The 1,964-nt window shown below is 65.2% G+C and carries 1 protein-coding gene; it reads left to right on the top strand.

Annotated features, from left to right (window positions below; translation table 11 throughout):
• The coding region (locus UCMB321_RS17210) for a beta strand repeat-containing protein (RefSeq protein WP_040069063.1) at window positions 1-1,964 on the top strand (1,964 nt) is incomplete at both ends.

Here is a 1,964-nt window from a genome sequence, read left to right as displayed (position 1 = left end):
GGCGGCACGGTCGCCAGCACCCAGGCATTGACCCTCAATGTCGGGCAGATCGACAACCGGGCCGGCGAGATCTCCAGTACCGCCGGCAGCGTCACGGTGAGCGGCCAGAGCCTGAACAACAGCGATGGCGGCAAGCTGCTGACCGAGACCGATCTCGGGCTGACGGTGGCGCAACTGATCAACCAGACCAAGGGGCGCCTGTTCGCCAAGGGGACCACGCGCCTGATCGGCAGCACCCTGGATAACAGCGGCGGCAATGTCTCCGGCCTCAAGGGCCTGGATATCCGCCTCGATGGTGCATTGCTCAACCACACCGGGTTGCTCAGCAGCGAAGGTACCCTGACCGTCAACGCCGCGAGCCTGGACAACAGCACGGGCAAACTCGGTAGTGGCGCGGCCTTGTCGATCACCAGCCTCGGCGCCCTGCTCAACCAGGGTGGTTCGATCCTCACGGATCAGGGCCTGGTGCTCAGCAGTGCCAGCCTCGACAACCGTCAGCAAGGCGTGATCAACGGCACCGGTGCGACCCGCGTCAGCACCGGCAACCTGGACAACAGCCAGGGCGGCCACCTGACCAGTGACGACAGCCTGGACCTCAGCGCCACCCAGGTCACCAACCAGGGCGGCCGTATCGCCAGCGAGAAGGCTTTGACTGCCAGCGTCAGCGGCCTCGACCAGCAAGGCGGCGAACTGTTCAGCAAGACCCGCCTGAGCCTGGACTTGCACAACGGCCAGTTGAACAACCAGCACGGTGTGATCAACGCTCCGCTGCTGGTGTTGAACAACCTCAACGGAGTGGCCAACCAGAACGGCGAAATCTCCAGCGCCCAGGCCTATACCCTGGCCGCACAAAGCCTGGATAACAGCAACGGCAAGCTGCTGAGCGAGCAGGGCCTGACCCTGCGTATCACCCAGGCCCTGACCAACCTCAACGGCCTGATTTCTGCAGCGGCGCTCGACAGCCGCAGCGCCAGCCTGGACAACAGCCAGGGCCTGATCAACAGCCGGGGCGCGGTCGACCTGGGGGTGAGCAACACCTTCAGCAACCAGAACGGCACCCTGATCGGCGACGGCGCGCTGCTGCTGACCGCCAACAGCCTGGACAACCGCAACGGGGCGGTGTCCGGCAAAGCCGACGTGACGGCGAACATCGCCAGCCTGACCAACCAGAACGGCCAACTGATCGCCAGCGGCGCGCTGACCCTCAACGGCGGAACCCTGGATAACCGCCAGGGTGGTCTGGTGGGGGCCACAAAAGCGCTGAAACTCAACGTCGACCAGGTCGACAACCGGGGCGGCGAACTCTCCAGCAGCGCTGACCTGAGCCTGAGCGGTACTAGGCTGGATAACAGCAACGGCGGCAAGGTCCTATCCGACACGGCGTTGGGCCTCAAGGTCGCCCAGGTCATCAACCAGAGTCTGGGCCAGCTGCGCAGCCAGGGCAGCGCCAGCCTCAGCGGCGCTAGCCTGGACAACAGTGGCGGCACCCTGAGTGCCCAGTCGGGCCTGGTCATCACCCTCGACAATGCCCTGACCAACCGACTCCAGGGCCTGATCAGCAGCGAAGGCAACCTGACGGTCAACACCGCCAGTCTGGACAACTCGGCGGGCAGCCTGTCGAGTGCAGGAGCCTTGAGCCTGACCAGTGCCGGTGCACTGATCAACCAGGGCGGCCGGCTGGTCACCGACAACCAACTGACTCTGAACAGCGCCAGCCTCAGCAATACCCAACAAGGCGTGATCAGCGGCAAGGGCGCGGTCGGTATCACTACCGGGGCGTTCGACAACAGCACTGGCGGCCTGAGCAGCGCCGACAGCCTGAGCCTCAGCGCCGGGCAGGTCACCAACCAGGGCGGCAGCCTCGGCAGCGAAAAGACCCTGACCGCCAGCGTCAGCGGCCTGGATCAGCAGGGCGGCAAACTCTTCAGCCATACCGCGTTGAGCCTTGACCTGAACCACGGCCA

The organism is Pseudomonas batumici (assembly GCF_000820515.1).
GTDB classification, from domain to species: Bacteria; Pseudomonadota; Gammaproteobacteria; order Pseudomonadales; family Pseudomonadaceae; genus Aquipseudomonas; species Aquipseudomonas batumici.
Note: the sequence above shows the minus strand (reverse complement) of the source record. Positions and strands in the feature narration are given on the sequence as shown.